This is a genomic window from Niallia tiangongensis (genome assembly GCF_044704065.1).
Classification (GTDB): domain Bacteria; phylum Bacillota; class Bacilli; order Bacillales; family Cytobacillaceae; genus Niallia; species Niallia tiangongensis.
This window is the reverse complement of sequence record NZ_CP162613.1, coordinates 3,125,269-3,150,221: the sequence shown is the minus strand read 5'-3', so window position 1 is coordinate 3,150,221 and position 24,953 is coordinate 3,125,269. Positions and strand designations below refer to the sequence as shown.

Annotated in this window: 22 protein-coding genes; 16 read left to right on the top strand and 6 right to left on the bottom strand. The window is 33.0% G+C overall.

Translation table 11 applies throughout. The features are described from left to right. Positions 1-35 precede the first annotated feature (35 nt). The 4 genes from AB3U99_RS15210 to AB3U99_RS15195 form a co-directional block, all read right to left on the bottom strand. Entirely contained in the window at positions 36-293 is a 258-nt protein-coding gene (locus AB3U99_RS15210; RefSeq protein ID WP_400242245.1) for a DUF5348 domain-containing protein, read from the bottom strand. Then, positions 290-1,093, bottom strand: coding sequence for an ExeA family protein (locus AB3U99_RS15205; RefSeq protein ID WP_400242243.1), 804 nt, complete (start codon positions 1,091-1,093; stop codon positions 290-292). The genes AB3U99_RS15210 and AB3U99_RS15205 overlap by 4 nt, the downstream gene beginning before the upstream one ends. Then, positions 1,086-2,348: a DDE-type integrase/transposase/recombinase gene (locus AB3U99_RS15200; protein WP_400242241.1), complete on the bottom strand. Its 1,263-nt coding sequence runs from the start codon at positions 2,346-2,348 to the stop codon at positions 1,086-1,088. The genes AB3U99_RS15205 and AB3U99_RS15200 overlap by 8 nt, the downstream gene beginning before the upstream one ends. Before the next feature lie 134 nt (positions 2,349-2,482). Further along, entirely contained in the window at positions 2,483-3,013 is a 531-nt protein-coding gene (locus AB3U99_RS15195) for a DUF6431 domain-containing protein (RefSeq protein ID WP_400242239.1), read from the bottom strand. 329 nt (positions 3,014-3,342) lie between these two features. On the opposite strand from AB3U99_RS15195, the gene AB3U99_RS15190 reads away from it, so the two are divergent. The 16 genes from AB3U99_RS15190 (at position 3,343) to gndA (ending at position 21,691) form a co-directional block, all read left to right on the top strand. Next, positions 3,343-5,457 carry an RHS repeat domain-containing protein gene (locus AB3U99_RS15190; RefSeq protein WP_419095929.1) on the top strand — a complete coding sequence of 705 codons (2,115 nt, stop codon included), beginning with the start codon at positions 3,343-3,345 and terminating at the stop codon, positions 5,455-5,457. Positions 5,458-5,476: 19 nt separating this feature from the next. Then, complete coding sequence (locus AB3U99_RS15185) at positions 5,477-5,764, top strand: hypothetical protein (protein ID WP_400242238.1); 288 nt, start codon at positions 5,477-5,479, stop codon at positions 5,762-5,764. 183 nt (positions 5,765-5,947) lie between these two features. Next, the gene (locus AB3U99_RS15180) at positions 5,948-7,519 is read left to right on the top strand and encodes an IS1182 family transposase (RefSeq protein WP_400242236.1); all 1,572 of its coding nucleotides are present in this window, start codon (positions 5,948-5,950) and stop codon (positions 7,517-7,519) included. Positions 7,520-7,946: 427 nt separating this feature from the next. Next, the gene (locus AB3U99_RS15170; RefSeq protein ID WP_400242234.1) at positions 7,947-8,969 is read left to right on the top strand and encodes an RHS repeat-associated core domain-containing protein; all 1,023 of its coding nucleotides are present in this window, start codon (positions 7,947-7,949) and stop codon (positions 8,967-8,969) included. A 24-nt stretch (positions 8,970-8,993) separates the two neighbouring features. Next, on the top strand, positions 8,994-9,653 hold the full coding sequence (locus AB3U99_RS15165) for a hypothetical protein (RefSeq protein ID WP_328019366.1): 660 nt from the start codon (positions 8,994-8,996) through the stop codon (positions 9,651-9,653). A 341-nt stretch (positions 9,654-9,994) separates the two neighbouring features. Continuing rightward, entirely contained in the window at positions 9,995-10,162 is a 168-nt protein-coding gene (locus AB3U99_RS15160; protein ID WP_328019367.1) for a hypothetical protein, read from the top strand. Between the two features lie 570 nt (positions 10,163-10,732). Then, on the top strand, positions 10,733-11,614 hold the full coding sequence (locus AB3U99_RS15155; protein ID WP_400242232.1) for an RHS repeat-associated core domain-containing protein: 882 nt from the start codon (positions 10,733-10,735) through the stop codon (positions 11,612-11,614). A gap of 16 nt (positions 11,615-11,630) precedes the next feature. Continuing rightward, positions 11,631-12,533, top strand: coding sequence for a hypothetical protein (locus AB3U99_RS15150; protein ID WP_400242230.1), 903 nt, complete (start codon positions 11,631-11,633; stop codon positions 12,531-12,533). 1,143 nt (positions 12,534-13,676) lie between these two features. Then, positions 13,677-14,252: a hypothetical protein gene (locus tag AB3U99_RS15145; protein WP_400242228.1), complete on the top strand. Its 576-nt coding sequence runs from the start codon at positions 13,677-13,679 to the stop codon at positions 14,250-14,252. Continuing rightward, positions 14,219-14,365 (top strand): hypothetical protein, encoded by a 147-nt coding sequence (locus AB3U99_RS15140; RefSeq protein ID WP_400242227.1) that lies wholly within the window; start codon positions 14,219-14,221, stop codon positions 14,363-14,365. Before AB3U99_RS15145 ends, AB3U99_RS15140 begins: the two co-directional genes overlap by 34 nt. A gap of 1,057 nt (positions 14,366-15,422) precedes the next feature. Further along, on the top strand, positions 15,423-15,878 hold the full coding sequence (locus tag AB3U99_RS15135) for a hypothetical protein (RefSeq protein ID WP_400242225.1): 456 nt from the start codon (positions 15,423-15,425) through the stop codon (positions 15,876-15,878). A 76-nt stretch (positions 15,879-15,954) separates the two neighbouring features. Continuing rightward, positions 15,955-16,428 (top strand): DUF2691 family protein, encoded by a 474-nt coding sequence (locus tag AB3U99_RS15130; RefSeq protein ID WP_328019374.1) that lies wholly within the window; start codon positions 15,955-15,957, stop codon positions 16,426-16,428. 711 nt (positions 16,429-17,139) lie between these two features. After that, on the top strand, positions 17,140-17,499 hold the full coding sequence (locus tag AB3U99_RS15125; protein WP_400242223.1) for a hypothetical protein: 360 nt from the start codon (positions 17,140-17,142) through the stop codon (positions 17,497-17,499). An 831-nt stretch (positions 17,500-18,330) separates the two neighbouring features. Further along, on the top strand, positions 18,331-18,798 hold the full coding sequence (locus AB3U99_RS15120) for a chemotaxis protein CheW (protein WP_400242221.1): 468 nt from the start codon (positions 18,331-18,333) through the stop codon (positions 18,796-18,798). Positions 18,799-18,870: 72 nt separating this feature from the next. Next, on the top strand, positions 18,871-20,136 hold the full coding sequence (locus AB3U99_RS15115) for a DNA polymerase IV (RefSeq protein ID WP_400242219.1): 1,266 nt from the start codon (positions 18,871-18,873) through the stop codon (positions 20,134-20,136). Between the two features lie 142 nt (positions 20,137-20,278). After that, positions 20,279-21,691: an NADP-dependent phosphogluconate dehydrogenase gene (gene gndA / locus AB3U99_RS15110; protein WP_048717795.1), complete on the top strand. Its 1,413-nt coding sequence runs from the start codon at positions 20,279-20,281 to the stop codon at positions 21,689-21,691. A gap of 363 nt (positions 21,692-22,054) precedes the next feature. On the opposite strand, the gene AB3U99_RS15105 is transcribed toward gndA, so the two are convergent. Continuing rightward, positions 22,055-23,164, bottom strand: coding sequence for a metallophosphoesterase (locus tag AB3U99_RS15105; RefSeq protein WP_400242216.1), 1,110 nt, complete (start codon positions 23,162-23,164; stop codon positions 22,055-22,057). Between the two features lie 94 nt (positions 23,165-23,258). Continuing rightward, positions 23,259-24,731 (bottom strand): glucose-6-phosphate dehydrogenase, encoded by a 1,473-nt coding sequence (gene zwf / locus AB3U99_RS15100; RefSeq protein ID WP_400248093.1) that lies wholly within the window; start codon positions 24,729-24,731, stop codon positions 23,259-23,261. Between the last annotated feature and the right edge of the window lie 222 nt (positions 24,732-24,953).

Genomic DNA, 24,953 nt, shown 5'->3' with positions numbered 1-24,953 from the left:
ACTAATTTCAGCTTAAATTTGGTAAAAGAAAACCCCTAAAAAGGGGCATGAACTGGCATATAATCCTGTCTTTTTATCCGGATTTTATACACCTCGTGAGTGTGGAGAACGAACCTTACTTCACTTTCAAGAGTTATGAACCAATCAAAGTCCTTTTCCAAGGTTGCCTTTAAATATCTGGTTTGGATTCTCAGTTCAAATGACTGGCCTTGCTCTACCCAAAAGGACTGTTGTCCTAACCACGCTCTCCATTCTTGCTGATAATGGTCAAATACTAATATCCCACGCTTCATGACAAGCCATTATCCTCTATAGCTAACCTAACAATTTCCTCATCAATCTGTTCCTTATTAAGCTGAGATCCAAATAATAAACTATTAATCGTTAATGTATTAATAACACGCGGCCAACCCTGAGAACGTAAAGCAATAGCTTCTATAGCGGTTTCTGTAAAGATAGGCATTTTCGATCCTGCTAGCTTCATATGATGATGTATATAATTGGATACTTCCTCTTTCGATAATGGTTGAATCTCATATTTCATAATCATTCTCTGTGATAGTGGCCAATGATGATTTAACGCTAAGCGAGTCTTTAAGTGCGGTAGGCCAGCTAAAACCAGGATAAACGGATTAGTTGAGTCCATTTGAAAGTTAAATAATAGTGCGATATCCTGCAAAAAGGCATCTTTGGCCATATGCATTTCATCTAAAATGAAAACGGGTGTGATCTTCCGTTCCCCAGCCATTCGCTCGATTCCATGTTGAATTTGCCTAAAAAGATCAACTTTACGGAACTTCGGTTCCTCCCCTAAGCCGTATACTAACCCCCGGTAAAAATCCATGACACCACCAGTTGAAAGGGGAAAATAGATTAGATGATATAAAGAAGGGTTTAATGACTCCTTGAAGGACCGCAAGGTAAAGGTTTTGCCTGCGCCTGGATCCCCAATAAGGAGACCCATTCCCTTTGATTTTTGTAAATAATTTAATGCATTTAAAGCCCCTTGATAATCAGTGGAGGGAAACGCATCCGCTGGCCGTATATCCTTCGAAAATGGTGCTTGAGCTAAAGAGTAAAAAGATTTATACATGATCTTGTTCCCCTTTCAATTCAGCTGTTTGAGATAATGAAAATGGAGAGCGAGCCCGTTTTACATGCGCATTATCCTTCATGGATACCGGAACTGCTTCAGCCACTTTCTTATCATTCTCAAAGATATAGACACCTTTTTCGTCTAGCCTCACATCGATGGAATAACCGATAAAACGTGAAGGTACCTCGTAGAGTTGCTTATTTAAGGTTATCGTACTATCAGCCTTTACCTTCCGTTGCTCTCTTTTCAAAAAGATTGTTTCAAGAATAGACAAATCCTCCAAAAATGTTATATCCTTTAGTTGAGAGTGGAACACCTCATGAGGCGTTTTACCCTCTAAAGAGGCATGAACTCTTCGATGATAATTTTCCTCAAGCCATCGCCAAAACCTCTCATTCAGCTCTTCTAATGACTTGGCTGGCTCCGCTTGTAATAATGGATAAAACCGTGTTTGAATCGTTTTAAATAGCCTTTCTATTTTCCCTTTCGCACGGGGATCATACGGCTGCGTATGAGCTAAGGTAATCCCAAGCTGAGCACAAGCATATTGAAGCGTTTCAGATCTATAAATCTTGCCATTATCCGCATAAATGATGGTCGGCTTTCCCCTTCGAATTAAAGCTTCTTTCGTGACTTCTCTTAATCCATCAAACTTCTCTGACGAAAAGAATTGCGCGTACGGCACAAGGCGAGAACAATCGTCAATGTAGGCAATTAAAAAGGTCTTTGTCTTTTTTCCATTGATGGGCACAAATGGCCCATGAGATAAATCGGCCTGCCACAATACGTTCACCTTGTCGTGAGCGAAACGTTTTCTTTCTGGAGTCGCTAAAATTTGCTTTCCTACAAGGTTGTGTTTTTTTAATAATCGAATTATAGTAGAGTAAGATATTTGATTTTTTTGTATCTCTCCACGCTCGATTAGTTGTTCGTAGAAAACACTAACCGGCATATGGGGAGATTTTTTTCGTATTTCAAGAACAAGATCTTGGTCATCAGGGGACAGCCGTCGAGAATTCCCTCTATCCATGCGCTTTTTCGGCTTTAGTGCCTCAAACCCATTTCTTCGATAATGAAGCAGCCACTCTTTCATTGTTTTCTCTGCAATTTTCCTTTCTCCATAATGAGGGACAGAATGAACCTTACCCTCTAATCCTTTTAAATATTCTTTCGGGTCAACTTGTCCATTCAAGAGGGGGGCTATTAAGCCATACCGAAATAAGGCCACTTTTTCACGCTCTTTTTCATTCATGGAATCTTCCTCCTTTTTCATAGAAGGATGACCGGTCATCCATGGTTATTATTCTACTTTTTTCGATATTTTCTGACTATGAAAAAGGTATGTGGGACAAAGAACATTTTTAAATTCACCCAAATATGATAGAATTAATTTGCCATAAAGTATTTTGATAAGTGACCCCGTGACCTTCGTAAGAAGGGTGATTCGCCAAAATCAAGGATCATTTTCATATATTTTGTGGCTTCTCTATTTATATCCTCTGACATGCCACTTTTCTTCCCCAAGCTGATAAAGAAGCTGTGAATCCAATTAATACATTTTAAGTAACGATTAAGATGGAACCTCAATAATTGTCGGCTGCCTTTCGCTTTTTTCCTTTGAAGAATTTTCATCACTCTTTCTATAATTGTATGAATAGTATGTTGAAAATAAGGGATAAGAAAGTCTGGAAGGATAGAGATATTCACTCCACACTGTAAACATCTTAGGCGACAAATTGGGATACGTACGGTTGTCTCATCAGTTATTCCATATCGCCAGTAATAGCCGTTACGATGAAGATTCCCATGGGCATGACATTTGCAGTTTGGACATACATCAAACAAAGGAAATTCATTCTTTTTTCCTCTTTTTTCATACTCCACTAAGCTGATACCAAAATCATGAAATTTGATCATAAAAAAACTCCCCCTTCTAATATGCAAAAAATTTAGCACATTATTCTAGAGAAGTATATAAACAATTCCGGAGGAATTTGAAAATTCCAACGGTATTTGAGAGGATATAAAGTGACTGTTTACAGTATGATGGTTACAATCTAAAAACCACAACGGTTGGGGAAGAAGTAACGTCTTATGAATATGATGGAATTGGAAGAGTAACGAAAGTAACAAATCCTAACAACACCTATACACAAACTGTATATGATGAAGCAAATAAGAGAGTCACTGTTACAGATGCTAAGGGAGTAACAACAAGCTCTTATTATAATGATTATGGTCAAGTTGTGAAGGAAGTAGATGGAGAAAATAGAAGCCAAAGTTATACTTTTGATGTATTATACCCGGATATAAAGAAATCTGTTACAGATGGTAATGGAAATACAACAACCTATGCATATGATGATAATGGTAATATGGTTTCTTTGATAGATGCTTTAAATAGAAAAAAATCATACACGTATAATGGGAATGATGATTTACTAACTTCGTCCTTTCCACGAAAAGGTTCTGCTGTTATAAAGACTTCTAATCTGTATGATGTTAATGGGAATTTACAACAGGTCACCCAAAATTCTGGTGTCACTGAGAAGTATCAATATGACCAGGTTGATTTACTAAAAAATGTAACAGTTAAGAACAAAAATGGGACATCTACTTTTGAATGGAATCAAACGTACGACAATGCTGGTCAGTTAACGACATTAAGCTTTAAAGATATAGTGAACAATATATCAATAATAAAATTTTATAATTATACTATTGATAATTTAGTATCTAAATTTACTCAAGGCAGTTACACTGTTGATTATTATTATGACTCTCTAAATCGAGTAGAAAATCAAACAACAAATGTAAGTGGAAATGTCCCAATAACAATAAAGCAAAACTTCAGTTATACGGACGAAGGGAAAATCAAACAAGTAGTTTCTGAAACAGATAATGATACTAAGATGGTTCTTGATTATACTTATAATTTAAAACAAAACAAAGCAGCAGTTAATTTTCATAATGGATTAATTAATAATGATTACCAGTATGATGATAGTAATAATTTAACGAAAATTTCCTATTTAAAGAATACACAATCTTTCTTATCTTTTTCTTATACTTATGACAAGTCAGGAAATATTAAGACTGAAACGAATAAAGATGGATCAACGACGTATTCTTATGATGCAAATAATCAGTTAGTAAAAGAAGTCTTGCCCAACGGTACTGTCAATGAATATGGTTATGATAAAGTAGGAAATAGAGCTAGCTTTAAACAAAATGGAACGGAAGTAAGTAAATATACTTTTAATGAAGCGAACCAGATTGAAACAAAGAATGCTAATATAACCTTTAACTATGACGCGGATGGAAATTTAATAAAAGACGATAGTTATAGTTATACGTATAATGACATGAGTAACTTAACTAGTATATCAAGATTAACAGGTAGTTTAGTTGCTAAGTATGAATATGACAACGAAGGACTAAGAACGAAAAAGATAGTTGGTTCTAAAACGTACGAGTATTATTATGATGGTGAAGAGGATAATTTAACATTAGAAGTTATTAGTGTTAACAATGTGATACAGCAGTACCGCTATTACCAATGGGATAATTTCGGTAAAGCAGTCGGAATGACAATCAAACAGAAAGCTTCAGATGGAACATGGAAGACTAGCGTTTATTATTTCTTAACAAATCAACGTGGCGATGTAAGTAGTATAATAGATAATACGGGAGTAGAAGTAGGATCCTATTCGTATGATGCATATGGAAATATGCTAAGTGAAACAGGAACGATTGCGAAAGAAAATACTATCCGTTATGCTAGTTATTATTATGATCAAGAGACAAAACATTATTATTTGAAGGCTAGATATTATGATCCTAACAGTGGGATCTTCTTGGCAATTGATCCGTATCCTGGAGAAACTGATTTATCTTTATCACAAAACGGATATATATATACGGAAAATAATCCTGTTAACTATTTTGATCCCAACGGTGAGCAAAAGATAGGTAATGAAAATAGCTCTATGTCTGGTGGGGGTGGAGGAGCTAGAATTAACTTTAGCTGGCCGTGGTCGAAATCAAAGTCCAAAGTAAAATTAAAAAATAGTGGTATCGTCACTAAAGGTGGTTTAAAATTTGCTAAAACCCCTGCAGCTCATATGGAAAACCCTGGTAGATATGTCCCTGTGAATATTTTAAAACAAGCGTTAAAAGGGAAGGGATATAAGGATCCTAAAGGCTCAAGTGCAAAAATGTATTATACAACAATGTATAAAAATGGGAAAAAGTATAATCTTGAAGTATTATATGATAAGAAAAGTAATACAATTTATCATTTTGAATATGCTAGAAAATCTATGGGACCACTTAAACAAATACCAAAACCAAAAAAGTGAATTAAAACGAGGGATAATTGTGAACGACGAGGTTAGAAAGTTATATCAATTAATTAGGGATTATTATGAAGGGAAAATCAATATTGGTTATTTCACAGATAATTTTACTATTACATTTAATACCGAGGTAGATTATGACCAGTTAAGTGAAACTGAATATAAACTTTTTGAAGAGTTAGCACATATAACCAGCCGATATTCTCCTTTTGAAGAAGAAGTGCAAAAATACCGAAAGTATAATTATTATTACAATGAATTAGATACATTAAATAAAGTTAAAGAGGTAATTAATAAACTATTAACGTAATCTAGAATTTTCTTTTCAAAATGTTAACTAAGGAAGTAGGGGCACAGTTCGAGACCACTGAAAAACGATTCCAAATAAATGGTAATTCATCATATTAAGGGCAAAAAAAAAGAAAATCCTTCCGGATTTGGTATAATGGAATTGACTAGAAACCAAAAAAAACAAAAAAAGGAGGATTTTCTTATGCTTAAAAGCAAAGATATGCAGTTAAGCTTCTATTCCACATTATACTTTAAAATCCCAGAGAATCATACTCTTAAACTTATTGAGGAAGCTGTTAATTTTAGTTTTATTACGGGTATGATTGAGAAATCTTATAATAAGTTTTATGGACGTCCCGCCAAAGATCCAGAGCTCATGGTTAAACTCCTTGTACTGCAGTATCTCTATAACCTTTCTGATGAACGAGTAATAGAGGACGCTTCCCTTAATATTGCCTACATGTACTTTCTCGGTATAAATCCAGAGGAGGAACTTCCTCATCCAAGCCTTCTAGCGAAATTCAGAAACCATCGTCTGCAGGAATTCACATTAGATGAAATTCTCGTAGAAGTCGTCAAACAATGTGTTGATAAGGGAATTGTAAGCAGTAGTAGTGTGAGTATTGATACTACGCACTCTGAAGCAAATACATTCAAAGCCACTCCCGAAAGAATCATGAAGAAATTGGTAAAGAGCTTGTTCAAAGCTGTAGAAGTAGAGAACGGAAAAGTGCCTGAGGCACTCAACCAGAATATTCCTGATTATAAAGAAATAGAGGACCACAAGAAAGCTAAACAAACCATGAAGGTCTTTCTAGAAGAAACTATTAAACAGGTGGAGGAAAACGTTGAAATAATAGATGGTTCTAAAACAAAGGCAATAATTGAAAATACCAAAGCTATTCTAAATGACCCTAAATTTATCGAACAAAAAGGAGTGCGATCCATTGTTGACCAAGATGCAAGAATTGGACACAAAAGCAAAACAGATAAATTTTTTGGATATAAAACGGAATACATAATCACAACCGAGGACAGAATTATCACTGCAGTAACTGTGAATCATGGAGCTTACGTAGATGGAACGCAATTCAATCAGCTAATCGAACGTTCTAAAAATTGTGGTATTACTATAGATGAAGTGTATGGAGACAAGGCCTATTTCAAGAAACCAATTCTTGATAAAGTGAAGGAACTAGAAGCCACTCCTTATATTCCTGTAAGTGCTATGGCATATAGAGTAGACGAAAATCTATTCAGTTACAATAAAGATTCCGATGAATGGTTTTGTACTCAGGGGAATAAAACGGAAAGGAAAAAATATTACAAAGACAAACGTGGGAGGGAAACGTATAAGTTTTACTTTGAAAAGGAGCAGTGCAAAAGCTGCCCGTTAAGGGCAGAGTGTATCAAGGAAAAAAGAATAGGGAAAATTCTTGTCGTTGGAATAAACACTCCTGAATTCTACGAATATAGTCAACAACAAAAGACAGAGGAGTTCAGAGAGAAATATAAAAAAAGAGCTTGTCAGGAGTGGAAGAACGGTGAGATGAAAAATTTTCACGGGCTAGATCGTGCCAGGGGGTACGGTCTAAAAAGCATGTCCATACAGGCAAAACTTGCTGCCTTAGCAGTAAATCTAAAGAGGATAGCAGCTATCCTATCCTCTCAAAAGACTGGTTCAATTTCTAAAAGAACTGAAAAACACTATGTTTTTCCCAATTTATTGGCATATCTAGATATTTCAGCCCTTTTATTCAAATCTAGTTTCTAAAAAAATGGACTTTTTCAGTGGTCTCGCACAGTTCCACTGCTTCCTTTTCTATTTCCTCGATTGCCCTACCAATCTCTGTGGTATTTTTATTTTACGATATAGCAAAATTAGGATGAATTATAACGGTTTAGAGATTAAAATATACATTTTTAAGATAGGTATATCGTTTTTGGCATATTTTTAGATCTTATTTTACGATGCCAATAATCAGCTAACAAGAGAAGAATTACCAAATGGTACTGTAAATGAATATAGTTATGATAAAGTAGGAAATAGAGAAAAATTTATACAAAATGGCAAAGAAATTAATAAATATACGTATAATGAAGCGAATCAGGTCGAAACCAAGAATACTAACCCAGTCTTCACTTATGACGGTGATGGCAACTTAACAAAAGATGATAGTTATAGTTACGCCTATAATGATATGAGTACCTTAAGAACCGTATCAGCATTAGCAGGTAGTTCAATTGCCAAATATGAATATGATAACGAAGGCTTAAGAACAAAAAAGATGGTCGGCACGAAAACGTACGAATACTATTACGAAGGGGAAGAAGATCATTTAACCTTAGAAGTAATTAGTGTAAACGACCAGATACAGCAGTACCGCTACTATCAATGGGATACATTCGGAAAAGCGGTTGGAATGACAATCAAACAGAAAGCTTCAGATGGAACGTGGAAGACTAGGGTCTATTATTTCTTAACAAATCAACGCGGCGATGTAAGTAGTATAATAGATAATACGGGAGTAGAAGTAGGATCCTATTCGTATGATGCTTATGGAAATGTGTTAAGTGAAACAGGCACAATTGCGAAAGAAAATAATATCCGTTATGCTAGTTATTACTATGATCAAGAGACAAAACATTATTATTTAAAAGCTAGATATTATGATCCAGTGAATGGGGTTTTTCAAGCATTAGATCCACATCCAGGGGATGAAGATGATCCAGTTTCTCAGAATGGATATACGTATGCGGGTAATAATCCAGTAATAAATGTCGATCCAGATGGTGACTTTTTTTGGATGGCAGTGAATGTAGGATTTGCTGCTTATGATGGTTATAAAGCATATAAAGCTAGTGGAAGTGCGGCGAAAATTGCAGGTGTTGCTGCTTTAGCTATTGTTGGTGGACCAAAATTAAAGGCTTTAAAAAAGGCTAGTCATGCTGTATATACCTTAAATAAAGGAGGAAAGGTTGTTTATGTAGGAAGGACAAGAAATATTAAGGCTAGAGCAAAATCACATAGCAAAGTTCATTCCGATGCTACTTTTAATATAGAAAAAAAAGGCTTAACGTATGCCCAAGCAAGAGGATTAGAACATAGGTTATACTTGAAAAATGGTGGAAAGAAAAATTTGAGAAATAAGATTAGACCTATTAGTAAGAAGAATAAAAAATATAAACAGTATATGTCTGTATCAAGAAGTGTTTATAAATAAGCATTAATGAAAAAGGAGGAAGAGATGGATAATAAAGAAGCAATTGTTGAATATCTTAAAGACAGGAGTATATCTAATAATACTGAGGATAAACTAACAGACATACAAAATTTGTTACTTGAGATACTAAATTATGATGTTCGATTACTTGAAGGCATAGTATCAGAATTGAAAATAAAGCAACCTAAAAAAACAAAGTATTTTAAAAAAATAGAAACCGGGCAAGTTTTTGAAATCTTCCTTGAGAACATTCAAAAATATAATTATGGGATAGTTATTAGTGGAAATCTAGTTGTCGACAAAAACGACGATGTTATCTTAGGATATTTAGATGTTTTCTCCGACAATCCTCTGAAAGTATCTGAAATATATTCATATATTAGTGAACATAAGTTTTTAATGATTGCTAATACTGGATATGCATCAATAATGAACTATGACTGGAAGTTAACAAGTCAATATAACAAAGTAATTTTTACTGAGGAAGAACTAAGAGAGATTGAATATGTTACTTTTACAAGAGGTAAATATTTTAAAAGCAGAGGATTAAGTAATAGAGAAATTATGGAATGTGAAGTAATTGAAGAGAAAGAGGCTAGAAAAATACCTAATCCATTGGGGGTAGTTGGAGATCTAGCAATTTTAGAAATGTTAACTGATAGATATAAGGATAAATATAGTTAAATGTATAATGAAGAGCTATTCCATGATAGAGATGGATAGCTCTTTATTAACTTCAATAACTGTTGCAGCATGTTCTGATAACATGATTGCTATCCATTTTTTTGTCCCGCAATCTTTTAACATAATGATCATCTCCTTTCGGGAATAATTATATAGGAACAAATTCAACATAACTCACAGGGAATTACATGAATTTTTCAATAAGCGGAGTTATATCTACTGCGAGTAATAGATAATAAAAGTAAGCAAAGCTTAAGATATACTCTAAACTGTAATAAGAATTTTTTGGAACTAATAAGTACAAGCTCTCACCTCATATAGATTAATGAGGTGATGACAACATGAAGGTCAACATTATCAAGGTTCCTAATACTGATAAAGTAATACAAGATTGCTATCATTATATTGTAAAGAAATATAGAGAGGAACAAAACAAACTTGATAGTGATTTACGCAAGAGTGTCGACAAGGGAACAATTAAAGCGATTCAACATAGACGGTCAAATTAATGAGTATGCTCAATAATTATTCAAAGCTTATAATGTTAAAATAATTATAAAGTTTGGAAAATAAGTAGACGTAATACACCGTGTTTTATTGATTATAATGATAGTAATTATGATGCTTTTCACGTATTAATTTTAAAATTCTGGATGAAAAGCAAAAAAGTGACCACCTGACCACAAAAATAGGTATGGTCACAGTGAAGTCCCAAAATTTGTCGAAAATTGATGATAGAGGTTAGGTTTTGTAAGGAAGCAGGGGGGACTGCTTCCTTTTCTATTTCCTCGATTGCCCTACCAATCCCTGTGTTGTTTTACGACTAATGTCTATCACCATTTTTTCCTTTTCGCATATTATCTGACCGCAAATATCTGGAAGTGTTAAGGTTTTGCTAGAGCAGCAAGAGAATATTTTTTACAGCTTTCAAAAATGCCTAAACCATATCAACACTAGCAGGTAGTCTAATTGCCAAACATGAATATGATAACGAAGGCTTAAGAACGAAAAAGATTGTCGGCACGAAAACGTACGAATACTATTACGATGGGGAAGAAGATCATTTAACCTTAGAAGTAATGAGTGTAAACGACCAGATACAGCAGTACCGCTACTATCAATGGGATACATTCGGAAAAGCGGTCGGAATGACAATCAAACAGAAAGCTTCAGATGGAACGTGGAAGACTAGCGTCTATTATTTCTTAACAAATCAACGCGGCGATGTAAGTAGTATAATAGATAATACGGGAGTAGAAGTAGGATCCTATTCGTATGATGCTTATGGAAATGTGTTAAGTGAAACAGGCACAATTGCGAAAGAAAATAATATCCGTTATGCTAGTTATTATTATGATCAAGAGACAAAACATTATTATTTGAAGGCAAGATATTATGATCCAGTCAATGGAATTTTCCAAGCGTTAGATCCACATCCTGGGGATGAAGATGATATTATTTCTCAAAATGGTTATAATTATGCAGGAAATAATCCAATTATCAATATTGATCCGGATGGAGATTTTTATTGGATGGCTGCAGGTGCATTAATTGGAGGAGTGTCTTCGTACGTGACTGCTAAAAAGAGTGGAACAAAAGGATGGAAACTTTGGGGATCAGTAGCTGGAGGTACAGCACTCGGAGCAATTGGAGGAGTAGGTTCTGGAACTTTTAGGGCATTAAAAGTTGCAAGATCGGTTTCAACTGCAACCAAAGGTTCGCATCTTACCAAAGGGAGAGCAGCACATAATGCATGGGATAAAAGTATGAAAAAAGTTGTACCAGGAGGGAAATATAATAAAACACTAAGAGGAACTAAAAAACGGCCAGATGCACAATTTTTAAATGGAAGAGTGGTTCTTGAATTAAAATCAAAATATACAAGAAGTTCAACATATAAGAAGCAATTAAACAATTATAAAAAAGCTGGGGCGAAAGTTAGAATTGTATTAAGATATTAATTAAAGAGGGAGAATCATGGAAAACAAAGAGATTGAAATATTATTATCAGCTGTTAATGATGATAATTGTGTTGAGACGTCAGAAAAAATTGCAAAAAAAATGGATGAAAAGAATTCTTTAGACCTAATAACTTTTTATCCTAATGCTACTAATATACAAAAAATTACAATCATTCAAGTCTGCTTGTTTAGTAATAATGCTAAATTATTTGATTATATAGAGTCATTATTAGATACAAATGAACCTTTTTTTATTAATGATATAGTTAAACATGTAATTGAAAAGAAAACAAAAAAGCAAAAAAATATAAGAAAGATAAAAAAACAATTTCATAATCAACCAGACGAGGAAAAAGTACTTTCCTTGTCTTATCTAGGTAATAACGCAGATAGTTCGATAATTCCGTTCTTAGATGAAATTACTACAAAAAATACCCATGTAAAAGAGCAGGTAGTTGTTGCGAAGCTTCAAATTATAAGCGGAATTAATGGGGTGATAAATGTTTATAAGGAAAAAAATAAGAATTATTGTATTGGGAGTTTAAGACAAGCGATTTATACATCACTTCCAAATAATGAATCTGCCCAAGTTATTATTGAAGATTTGTTTGAAAAAGATGACCAAACATTAATTGATACAATTACTGTTATCTTATATGAACCTTATTTTCCAACGGAGACTCTTAATAAAAGTATTTATATTAGATTATTAGAAATTATAAGAGGGGATTATTCTGTTAGAACTAAAGAAATGGCATTAAGATTGTTAAAAAAACAGCTGAAAAAATTCCCGGAAATTAAAAGGGAGTTAAAGGAAATTTATGATTCCAAAACCTATATGAAAAAAAACACTTTTTTAAATCGAATAATATACAAAGATATAGCTTCTCTTTTGAAAGAAATTATTTTTTTAAAATAAAAAGGAGTTATAAGTCTGAATATTAAATATATGTAAGTTTAAAAGATTTCCCAATTGAGTATTGTGGAGTTTTGAGCCACCGTTTGCGGAAAATAGAGCCAGGAAATGCGAGCAAGAGATCCACTATAAAAAAGACCACTATACTTATCTAAGGTAGTGCAAATTCGGTAGTCCGCCACCATTGACTTAACTTTTGTCCGTGTAGTGGAACTATCGCAGGCGTTGCAAAGATTCCTGATCACAGTGACGTCCCGGAATTTGTCGTAGATTGATAGGGGCTAGATTTTGTAAGGAAGCAGGGGGGACTGCTTCCTTTTCTATTTCCTCGATTTCCCTACCAATCCTTGTATTGTTTTCTAACTAATGTCTATTCAGTTTTTTCTTTCTTGCGTTATCTGACCGCAAATATCGGGAAGTGCTAAGGCTTTGCTAGAGTAAGAAGAGAATATTTTTTAACAGTTTTCCTTTCAACATCGTTCACTCTTCTTTAGTTTAAAATGCCTAAACCATGATCCGGTGAATGGGAATTTTCAAGCGCTAGATCCATATCCAGGCATGATTAATGTATCATTATCACAAAATGGTTATATATACGGAAAATAATCCTATCAATTACTGTGATCCAAACGGAGATCAAAAAGTAGGTAATGAGAATAGTTCCATGGCTGGTAGAGGCGGTGAAGCTAGGATTAATTTTAGTATGCTAATATTTCCTAACCTTAAGTTGAAAAAATTAAATTTGCAATTTTTCGCAAAAAACAGTAATTTAATGAGGATAAACAAAAAACTATTGGACAGAGAAAGAGTTAAGATTGAATCATTTAAAAACGGGAAATATCTTGAGGTATAAAAGCAATTAAACAAAGAGGAGGGATAATTTGAAAAAAACAAATCTATGTTAGCGCAATATTCAAAAGAAGAATTGAAATATTTGGCATTTTTTTAATTCTGTCTTTAATTTAAATAAAGATTTTATAGTTGAGTAATTGCTCCAATAATGAGATTTTTATGATTAGTGACTTTGAATTTGTACGTGTATTAGCCATATTATCGCTAAGCGAAATATGTTTTTTTAAACTTTTTTTATGGATTGGAAACCGTAATTCTAGGAAACTTTGAATTATATAATCTGAGGTGAAGAATATGGGAATACTAATAACGATTTATTCCACTAATCATATTGGTACAGAGGAATACGCAGGAAGATTTTTACGATTAATGGAAGAATATAGATTTGAAATAGAAAAAATTAATTTGTCAGAACCAGCTAACGAAACTTACTCATTAATTAAGGCAAAAAATATGTGGGTAACAGAAGAGCCGGGACTATATGATTCAGATTCAGATAAAATGATTGGAAAATCCGGAGGAATGTATGGAAAGGGGAAAGGGTTCTGGTATCAAGTTCATTGGTGGAAACATCCATCAAAAAAAACTTTAAATTATTTAACTGTATACTTAAGTAAAAAAGTCTTTAAACAAAAAACTAGAGAGATCTTTTTGTTTTTTACTGAATTAGTTGAAAATATGGATGCTACATATGGATATGTGACTAATGAAGAATCAAGAAATAGACAGCATGTTACAGGTACATTAAGAGAAAGACTACCTGGTGTTTTTTGGTTAAATTATTTTTCTCCATTATTTGTTGACTATTTAGGCAAAAATAGTATAAGTGAATTTTCTTGGAAAATAAAAATGGTATTATTACTCAATTAGCTGAAATTCCTGATGAGAAAGTTATTAGTGAACTTGAAGAGAAAGCACATAATTACTTTGGGGAAAGTAAGTTTGATGGTAGTGATGCTAATTATCCCAATTTATTACTTTAAATTTCCTATTGAAGTATAAAAATTAGGCTCACTACACAGTGACGTTCCGAAATTTGTCGAAGATTTATAGGGGTTAGATTTTGTAAGGAAGCAGGGGGGGACTGCTTCCTTTTCTATTTCCTCGATTGCCCTACCAATCCCTGTGTTGTTTTACGACTAATGTCTATCGCCATTTTTTCCTTCTCGCATATTATCTGACCGCAAATATCTGGAAGTGTTAAGGCTTTGCTAGAGTAGGAAAAGAAAATTCTAATTCAGCACACGTTTATCAGCTTTCTTTTCAACATTGTTCATTCTTCCTTAGTTTAAATATGCCTAAACCATTGTGAAATATATTTTAGGAAAATAAAGTATAGCAAAATTGGGATGAATTAAAACGTTTTGGGATTAAAATATACATTTTTAAGATATGGTATATCGTTTATGGCATATTTTTAGATCTTATTTTACGATGCCATTAATTAGCTAACAAGAGAAGAATTACCAAATGCTACTATAAATGAATATAGTTATGATAAAGTAATGAAATAATGACCAAGAACAAAAAATATTACTCAAACGCACGGTATTATAATCTTTCAGATTATCTATAGATTCATTCTCAGGCAATATATCTGAACCTCTATCTCAAAATAGATATTTGTATACTGATAATAATCCAGTTAATTATATAGATCTTACTGGAGAGAAACGAATAAATGAAAATAGCTCAAATATGGATGGAGGACTTAGACTTAAAGGGGGATTATCTGCTAAAAACCCTAAAAGCAGCTCTAGTAGTAAATTGAAAAAGATTAAGAATCAAGAAACGCTCTGGGATATAAAAACTGGTTCATAAGACAGATTGAAGTAATAAATATGTAAGGATCCTAGGACAGGGAAATTGGTGGGCTAAAGATACAACTAAACATGCAGATAGTTGCTATAAGGTTTTTGAACAGAAAAGAAACGGCTAGTACGAATGGGAAATGCTGATAATATGGAAATTACATAAATAAACATAAAAGTAAAAAAGGTATGATTATTAAACTTAAATAAAAATTAGGTGATGATTCAGATGACGTTGAGTGTAAATGATGCTACTAAACTAATGAATGCAGGCTTTAGTAAAGTACAATATACTAATGATGAAATAAACCCTTGCGATATGTTCTACTATAATAAGTCAACATGGATAGTTGGAGGGAAATTAGGACCTCGAGAAGCATTGCTTTGCCCTAAAGATATATATGAAAAAGGCACATGGATTCCTACCCTTGATGATTTAATTATTTGGCTAGAAGAAAGGGAAGTTAATTTTAATTTATCTTTTGATGGAATGACTTACAATCTTGAATTGTATTTAGAAGAGAAAAAGTTTAAGTCAAAGGGTGTTGTTAAAGAAAAATGCTTTTATAATGGTATCATGAAAATACTTAAGCAATTTAATGGTTCTCCATCTGTAAAGGAATACGAAATTATAGAAGTTGAATTAATCGATGAAGAGAGAAAAAGTATATATTTTGAAATTTAATAAAAATGTAAATAGTATTATTTTATGAATTTTTAAGTAGTTCCATGCAAGATAAAAAGGAAGGTGAATGGTTTAAGTGATTAGAGGAATTAGTTTTATTATACCTAATGAATATGGGAAATGGCTATTTAACATTCTTAAGCCTATAGAAGTTGAAAATTATGACTGGTTCATACAAGATAATTGTGAGATTTATGAAATTAAGAATAAATCGTTAGAAAATCAGCTCTTTTCTACAGAAAGTAATTTTATGGAAGGAACAAAGATAAAGGAATTAATTCAAGATAAGCAGTATTATGTTATCTTTGCAGAAATGAAAGCATACTTAAACGGGGAAAGATTAAATCAAAATTTTAAAACATATGATGAATTTTTAAATAGTAACTGTGAACTTTTATTTTTAATTGCTGATAGTAAGTATACTAGAATTTATTGTAAAGATGAAATTAAATTAAAGAAATTATTTTTAAATGCGGAGAGTTTGAATTTAAATGACATTCAGTATTTAGATGATAAAAATGATTTAGATACTTATCTTACTTTAGGTTAAAAAAGATGATAGTTATGCCTATAATGATATGAGTATCGTAACAATCGTATAGGAGCATTTCTATATTGGGAAAATTAAAATTCACTAAAATTTCATTGGAAAATAATCAGTTATCAGAAATTTCTTTGGATGTAAAGCATAAATTTTATACTAGAGTTGAATAAAATAATAGTAGACATAATATATCAAAATCACATTTCTAGAATCAGTATTACAAAACTAATTAATATAACAACATTATACAGTATTTAAGGTTTTGAAAATGGATTTAATGAATGAATGTTATAGTATTACGGTAGATGATAATAATAATATATGGGTTTGTTACTTTGGTGAAGATTCGTTACCTATGATTTCAAATTAAAAATAAAGTTAATATCTTTAACTGGGGCGCTACAGGAAAACTGATTCCAACTGTGTCCTGTATAACTAAATCAAAAATATGGAAAATCTCTTCTGGTGGGGAAATGGAAGTCTATGATTTTCTTTCAAAAAAATAGAATTATTTAAGGCAATTGATCAATTGGGAAATCACTTAGAGTTTCAATATCTAGACGCTAAAGCAGATGAATTAGTTTGTAAAGATGTTCACGGTGTATTTTATTATTGTAAATTTTATTAATTTATTCATACTCCATTTACATGAAGAATAGGTTAGGGACGAAGCGATGTTATAGCAAATGTAATTTATAAAAGATAGGAGACATAAGATTGTTAGTATTATTATTTCATCTTTTAAGCAGTTTTATGGTGTTAGCAATATCTTTATTTTTAGGTAAAACTGTAAATTTTGAAAGTAAGAAGCTAAATAATATTATTGGAGGATATGGATTGACCGGGATTGTGTTAGTGGGTATAGGCATATATATTGGAATAGGTGAGAACCTAAAAGCCTATATGTTTATAACATTTTTGGGACAATTGGTTATTATCTGTTTTTTCTTATTAATTTTTAGTCTTTTAAAAAAAGACGGATATTCAAAATTAATAAATATTTATTCCATTTGTTTAGTTATAATTAGTCATTTGATTTATATCTATTATATTATCGCTAGTTTTATTTATTACTAGAATTTATAAGACTAGTAAAAAAAGGATTCAATAAATAATTAAATAACAAAAATGGAGATACAAACTGGTAATAACTACAAAATATCAAATAACTTTAAATTTCGAAAGAGAATGGAAATCCATTTTTTCAAAAGGTAGAAAGGAATTTATGTTATGGCTGCCATCCTACTTTTTATTAATCTTTTTAAACCACAGACTATTTCTGCATACAGGTGAAACTTATAGGGTTGTGTCAGAAAAAACATCAATCGTTATAATAGAAGATTACCGTTAAATTAATTTCAAATAATGAAAGAAGTTCTGCTCAAGTCGAGCGATAATAGTTTATGAAATACAAGATGGAATTGTAAGTATCATAAATAAAATTTTAAGAGGAACTAATAAAAGCCAGATGCACAATTTTTAAATGGAAGAGTAGTTCTTGAATTAAAATTAAAATATACAAAAAATCACAATCATTTGAAGTAGAGAAATTTATTTTTGATAATACAATGTATGACGAGAAAGAACTAGAGATTCTTTTTAGAGATTTTAGTGATTAAAAGGTTCATATAAAATCAAAAAGATAATAGCTTAACATTCGCTTCTTGGAGAAGTAGATGTGTGTTTAGTCACTTCGAGGTCGATCGGTCGTTTCAAAGATTTTATTATTGAAGGAGTAACAGGTAAATAATCATATTTTTGAGTAGGGGTGTTTCCTTTTTAGGGAAGCACCCTTTTTGTGTATATATCAAACAAATGTTTCTATTTTTGCTTGCATTTATCTAGAAAACAGAGGAAAATATTTTATAGGAAAATACTACTGTAAAATATAATTTTGGGGGAATATAAATGGAAGAAAAGAAGGTTGTTATATTTAAAGTGGCAAACGGAGAATATTCCGTAGATGTTTCTTATGTCATATCAATTGAGAAAGAAGAACAGATTACTCCTGTTCCTCAATTACCATCCTTTGTGAGAGGAATAAGAAAAGTAAGAGATGAGCTTATCCCTGTCATTGATTTACAAATGGTTTTATACAATCAAAAAACAGAAGAAGATGAAAATAATAAATTAATTGTTGCGCGAACAGAAGATATCTCGTTTGCTATGATTGTTAGCGATGCAAAAGAAATTCTTGATATAAAAGAAGAAGTAATTAAAGAGGTTGGTATTTCTGCATATCAGAAAACAGAATATATTACAGGTGTTCTTAATTTAGAAAATCGTTTGGTTTTAATGCTAGACCCAAATGTCTTATTAGAAACACTTGAAGGAGTAAAAGATATTAAAGACTATATGAAAAATCAACCTGCATAAGCAACAAGTAGGAAATATGGAATATATAATAGAAGCGTCTACAAATGATCATAAAGAATTGGTGAAGGCAAAATGAAGGAATTTTATCCAAAAAAAGGACGAGTTATCTTACACGTAGATATGAACAGTTTTTATGCATCTGTTGAAATGGCCTATGATCCACAGTTAAAGGGAAAGCCACTGGCAATTGCGGGAAATGAAAAAGAACGCAGAGGTATTATCGTCACTTGCAGCTATGAAGCAAGAAAATTTGGTGTAAAAACAACAATGCCTTTATGGGAAGCCAAAAAAAAATGCCCGGATTTAATTGTATTGCCTCCAAATTTTGATCGTTATCGTACGGCATCTCTCGCGATGTTTCAAATTCTCCATGAATTTTCCGATATTGTCGAGCCTGTTTCCATTGATGAAGGCTATGTAGATATTACGAATTGTCATGACTTAGGAACTCCTATATACATTGCAAAAACAATCCAGAAACGAATTTATGAACGTTTAGATTTACCATGTAGTATTGGGATTGCTCCGAATAAATTTCTTGCCAAAACGGCATCTGATTTAAAGAAACCGATGGGAATCATGATTTTAAGAAAGCGAGATATTCCCAATATACTTTGGCCAATGCAAGTAGAAGAAATGCATGGTATAGGAAAAAAAACAGGGGAAAAACTAAGGGCGATTGGTATCCAAACGATTCACGATTTGGCGATGGCACAGTCTATTCCATTAAAAGCAACATTAGGCATTAATGGAATTCGCTTAAAGGAAAGAGCTAATGGAGAAGATAATCGGCCAGTCGATCCAGAAGCGGCCAATGAGTTTAAAAGTATCGGTAACTCTACTACTTTGCCAAAGGATGTAAAGAATCAGCAGGAGCTCTTCCGAGTATTAGGAACACTTGCAAATAAAGTAGCAACACGGATGAAAAGGAAGCATGTTCATGCTAATCATCTTTCTGTTACCGTTCGCTATGGAAATCGTAAAAATTATTCCAAAAGCAAAAAATTAGCAAATCCGGTTAAAACAGAGGAAGAGATACTACAATATAGCAAAGAGATTTTTATTTCTGCATGGGATGGCAATCCTGTTCGCTTATTAGGAATAACAGCAGGAGATTTAATAGACAATAATATTGTAGTAAAACAACTGGATCTCTTTTCTTTTGAAAAAGATGCAGAGAAAGAACCTTTATGGACAGCTATTGATAAGTTGAAAGAAAAATATGGCTCATCCATTATCGAACCGGCATCGGAAAGAAATAATATTTCAAAAAAAGAAGAAAATATCGGTACACTGACTAGCTTTAATAAAGATTTTCTACAAGGAAAGAAATTTTAGCGACGTTATTTTTGATAAAAAAATTTTTTTGAAATAAACTTGAAAAGTAGTTGCATTTTAGTTGCATAACTTAAAAAATCTTGCTAAAGTTAAGTGAATTCTACTATAAGGATACATAGTTTAGAAGGGACGTTAGGAAAAAATGACAAAACAGCAATTTGGTGTAATCGGTTTAGCGGTCATGGGTAAAAACCTTGCGATGAACATCGAAAGCAGAGGGTATACTGTTTCCGTTTTCAACCGTTCAAAAGAAAAAACAGAAGAAATGCTTAAAGAATCAGAAGGCAAGAATATTGTTGGAACATATACATTAGAAGAATTTGTACAATCTTTAGAAGTTCCACGTAAAATCATGTTAATGGTTAAAGCAGGACCTGCCACAGATGCAACAATCGAGCAATTAAAACCTTTATTAGATAAAGGGGATATTGTTATTGATGGTGGTAACACATTCTTTAAAGATACACAAAGACGTAACAAAGAATTAAGTGAACTTGGTATTCACTTTATTGGTACAGGCGTTTCTGGTGGAGAAGAAGGCGCTTTAAAAGGTCCTTCTATCATGCCTGGTGGTCAAAAAGAAGCATATGAATTAGTTGCTCCTATTTTCCGTGATATCTCTGCAAAAGTTAATGATGAGCCTTGTACTACTTATATCGGTCCTGATGGTGCTGGTCATTATGTTAAAATGGTCCACAACGGTATTGAGTATGGAGATATGCAATTAATCTGTGAAGCATACTTCATCATGAAGCATGTTCTAGGATTAGAAGCGCAAGAACTTCATGAAGTTTTTGCAGAATGGAATAAAGGCGAGCTTGATAGCTACCTAATCGAAATTACTGCAGACATCTTCACTAAAATAGATGAAGAAACAGGTAAGCCTTTAGTAGATCTTATTTTAGATACTGCTGGTCAAAAAGGAACTGGTAAATGGACAAGCCAAAGTGCTTTAGACTTAGGTGTCCCACTTCCAATGATTACAGAGTCTGTATTTGCTCGTTTTATTTCAGCAATGAAAGACGAACGTGTAAAAGCAAGCAAAGTACTTACAGGTCCAGAAATCAAACCATTTACAGGCGATAAAGCAGCATATATCGAATCTGTACGTAAAGCACTTTACTTAAGTAAGATTGTTTCTTATGCACAAGGATTCGCACAAATGAGAGAAGCATCTGACGAATACGATTGGAACTTAAATTATGGAGAAATCGCTATGATTTTCCGTGGTGGTTGTATTATTCGTGCTCAATTCTTACAAAAAATTAAAGATGCATATGACCGTGATCCAGAATTGAAAAACCTTTTATTAGATCCATACTTCAGTGAAATCACTGAAAACTATCAAGCAGCATTACGCGAAGTAATCTCTGGTGCTGTCTTAAACGGTATTCCTGTACCAAGCTTTGCAGCAGCATTATCATACTTTGATAGCTACCGTACAGCAACTTTACCAGCAAACTTATTACAAGCGCAACGTGACTACTTCGGTGCACACACATATGAGCGTCTTGATAAAGAAGGAATTTTCCATACAAACTGGATGGAAAAATAAGAAATATGTTAAAACACACCACTCTTTTAATTGTGGTGTGTTTTTTGATGGATTAAATTAGCTCAATGGAAATGACAAAGGTGCAGATGCATAAATTAAGGGAATGAAAGCTAGATTAGGAAGGATATCAAGAGAAAAGTGGTTTTCATCAAGCGGATGAAAACCAGAAGAAAGACTAGTCAAAGAAAAAGTGTGTTCATAACATCATTAAATAAAAATTTTCCGCACCCAAACTATTACCTGCCAAAAATGAAAAACTCCTCTAATAAAAGTAAAAAAAATATGCTGCTATATTTTTCAGCAGCATATACTTATACATTGATAGAGTGTCTATTTTATCACAATAATAAAAGCTAACTCGTTTTAAGTAAATTTAATTTCAATAGAAACGATTTCTGATCTACTGCCAATTCTTATTGGTGGTCCCCAGAATCCAAAGCCAGAGGAAACAATGGCATGAAGTTGCTTCTTTTGTTTATAGCCCCAATCTAATTCAAATACTCTTCTAGTTATAAGATGATTTGGTGCCATTTGTCCTCTGTGTGTATGTCCTGACAAAATGACGTCAATTCCATCATTCATGGCAGCTTCAAGCTCATCTGGCTGGTGATCCATCATGATGATTGGAAGGTGGTTGCTCTCATTTTCTAATAGTGCAGGAATGGAAAGCCTATCTTTATCTGTTTTATCTTTTCTACCAATTAGACGAATGGTTTCGTCGATTGTAAGTTTCTCATCCATTAATATGTGAATGCCAATGCGGTTCATTTCTTTAATAAACGTAGGAATCATTTTTCCATAATACTCGTGATTGCCTAATACACCATAAATACCTAGTGGAGCATGTAATTGCTTCAATTGCTCTCCCATCTTCTTTTTCATAAAAGGAAGAGGATCGTCATCAATGATATCGCCAGGTAATAATATTAAATCGGGCTGTAGGCTGTTTATTTGCATTACTAGCCGGTTCAAGTGACTTTTCCCTGATAAAGTACCAAAGTGCATATCAGAAGCCATAGCGATGCGTAGAGTGTTTCTTTTCGCTTGTTTTTTTTCTACTGTAAGTTTATATGTTCTAATAACTGGCGAATAAGCATTATATGTCCCAAAAACAAGTGAAAATAAGAGCAATGATGCAGTGATAGTACCTATGATTATGGTCGCATCCATAGGGTCAATCAACATCTTTAAGATAAACAAGCTAATATTGGCTAGGGGAAAAAGGATTAGCCCATATTCAAAAATAGCTAGCCAATAGGCACCGATTATTTTAAAAATCGTGATTGATTTAAGGAAGTGACTTATAAAATAAGCATAGGAAAAAAGGATAATAACCCCAATATAGAAAGCTGGGTGGGGTGTCAGTTGTAAGGACTTAAGCCATACATAACCATTCCAGCCTATGTAAAAAACAAGTGAATTATATATGAGAAATACTAGCAGGATAGTAAAAGCGAATTTTATTTTTTTCATCAGGAGCTCCTATTATTCCATTTTTGATAAGAAAAAAAACGTGAATTCAAATGAGGATTCACGTTTTTTTAAAAATTCTCGAAAAAAGTTTTACTTAGCAAACATCTACTTCAAATTGATTGACCGGCCACCAGAAGAAGCCATCTTTTTCTAATAACTCATCTGCCTCTTTTGGTCCCATTGTCCCTGAAGCATAATTCGGGAATTGAGTAGAAGGAGTTTGTTCCCATGCTTGTGAAATTTTATCTACATAACTCCAAGATAACGCTACTTCATCCCAGTGGGTAAAGTTTGTTGCATCACCGTGAAGGCTATCGTCAATTAGTTTCTCATAAGCTTCAGGAGTATTTATTCCTGCAATTCCTGTATTGGCATAGCTCAGTTTAATAGGTGTTGCTTCCATGTTTTGTCCTGCTTTTTTAGCATTTAAATGCAAAGTGATTCCTTCTTCTGGTTGAATATGAATGACAAGAAGGTTTGGTGTGATTTCTTGATCAGGTCGATTATATAGATTCATTGGGATATCTTTAAATTGAACAACAATCTTTGTTGATTTGCTTTCTAATCTTTTTCCTGTACGGATATAGAATGGAACGCCAGCCCAACGGAAGTTATCGATCATGACTTTACCAGCTACAAAAGTTTCTGTGTTGGAGTTAGGATCAACCATTTGTTCTTCACGGTAGCTTGGTACTTCTAAATCCTCTACTAATCCTTTTCCATATTGTCCTCTTACAAAATATTTATCAATTTCATCTAATTCAATTGGACGCATCGCACGGAAAACTTTTACCTTTTCAGAGCGAATTTCATCTGGAGTAAGTTTAATTGGCGGTTCCATTGCAAGTAGTGCAACCATTTGCAGCATATGGTTTTGAACCATATCACGAAGAGCGCCACTTGTTTCATAGTATCTTCCTCGTTCTTCCACTCCAAGCACTTCACTTGAAGTTACTTGAATATTGCTGATGTAACGATTGTTCCACAGATTTTCAAAAATCGCATTAGAAAAACGAATCGTTTCAATATTTTGAACCATTGCTTTTCCTAAGTAATGGTCAATTCGATATACTTCATCTTCAGAAAAAGCAGTACGGATTTGCTCATTCAGTTCTTTAGCTGATTCTAAGTCATGTCCAAATGGCTTTTCAATGATTAAACGTTTATATCCTTTTACATCTGTTAGTCCATCCTTATTTAAATGAATGGCAATTGGTCCAAAGAATTCTGGTGCCATTGCTAAATAAAATACACGATTGCCGTTTAAGCTATATTTTACATCTAAATCATCTGCGATGTTTTTCAGTTCCACATAAGAGCTTGAATTTGTAACATCATGTGAATGATAGCAGAAATAAGATGCGAATGTCTCTAAGTCATCATTTTTAGAATTCGCAATGGCTTCAGATACTGAATTAACAACATTTTGTTTAAACTGTTCTTGCGTTAACGTTCTTCTTCCTACACCTACCACGGCGAAATTTGCTAATTTACCTTTTTTATACAATCGATAAAGAGATGGGAAAAGCTTTCTATTGGCTAAATCTCCTGTAGCCCCGAAGATCATTATAAGTGCATTTGATGTTTGTTTTTCATTCACTTTCTTGTACCTCATTTCATTTATATATGTATGAAAATGTTTAAATTGCTGCTTTACAAAAGTACATTTATCTTAAAAAAAGACATGTACCTATACAGTTATAAAATTTTATCTTTTTCTGAAGGATAAGGCAACAAATTTGTTTGTAATTTTTGCAAATATTTTTACTATTTGTATTTTCAGCAGAAA